The sequence below is a fragment of the Jannaschia sp. 2305UL9-9 genome, from assembly GCF_041403465.1.
Classification (GTDB): domain Bacteria; phylum Pseudomonadota; class Alphaproteobacteria; order Rhodobacterales; family Rhodobacteraceae; genus Jannaschia.
The window spans coordinates 1-1,060 of record NZ_JBGEHM010000012.1; the positions used below are offsets into that span (position 1 = coordinate 1).

Annotated in this window: 1 protein-coding gene; it reads left to right on the top strand. The window is 66.6% G+C overall.

Annotation, left to right across the window (positions count from 1 at the left end; genetic code table 11):
• A partial coding sequence (tuf, locus tag V6N07_RS18395; protein WP_371158508.1) for an elongation factor Tu occupies positions 1-970 on the top strand: 970 nt, incomplete at its 5' end.
• Between the last annotated feature and the right edge of the window lie 90 nt (positions 971-1,060).

Genomic DNA, 1,060 nt, shown 5'->3' on the forward strand with positions numbered 1-1,060 from the left:
CCGTCACTACGCCCACGTCGACTGCCCCGGCCACGCCGACTACGTCAAGAACATGATCACCGGTGCCGCCCAGATGGATGGCGCGATCCTGGTCGTGAACGCCGCCGACGGCCCGATGCCCCAGACGCGCGAGCACATCCTGCTGGGCCGTCAGGTCGGCATCCCGACGATGGTCGTCTACATGAACAAGGTCGACCAGGTCGACGACGAGGAGCTGCTGGAGCTCGTCGAGATGGAGATCCGCGAGCTGCTGTCCTCCTACGAGTACCCGGGCGACGACATCCCCGTCATCCCCGGCTCGGCCCTGGCCGCGATGGAAGGCAACAACCCCGAGATCGGTGAAGAGTCGATCAAGAAGCTGATGGCCGCCGTCGACGAGTACATCCCCACGCCCGAGCGTGCGGTCGACCAGCCCTTCCTGATGCCGGTCGAGGACGTGTTCTCGATCTCTGGCCGCGGTACGGTCGTGACCGGTCGCGTCGAGCGTGGCGTGATCAACGTCGGCGACGAGATCGAGATCGTCGGCATCCGCGACACCAAGAAGACGACCTGCACGGGCGTCGAGATGTTCCGCAAGCTGCTGGACCGTGGTGAGGCCGGCGACAACATCGGCGCGCTGCTGCGCGGTGTGGACCGTGACGGCGTGGAGCGTGGCCAGGTGCTGTGCAAGCCCGCGTCCGTGAAGCCGCACACGAAGTTCGAGGCCGAGGCCTACATCCTGACCAAGGACGAGGGTGGCCGTCACACGCCGTTCTTCGCGAACTACCGTCCGCAGTTCTACTTCCGCACGACGGACGTGACGGGCACGGTTCAGCTGGCCGAGGGCACCGAGATGGTCATGCCCGGCGACAACGTGTCGTTCGGCGTCGAGCTGATCGCGCCGATCGCGATGGAGCAGGGCCTGCGCTTCGCCATCCGCGAAGGCGGCCGCACCGTCGGCGCCGGCGTGGTGTCGAAGATCGTCGAGTAAGGCGACCTGTCGCCCGAAACATCTGCCGACGGCAGAAAGCGCAAAGGCCCCCCTCGCGGGGGCCTTTGTCGTTCCAGCGGCAGGGGTGAA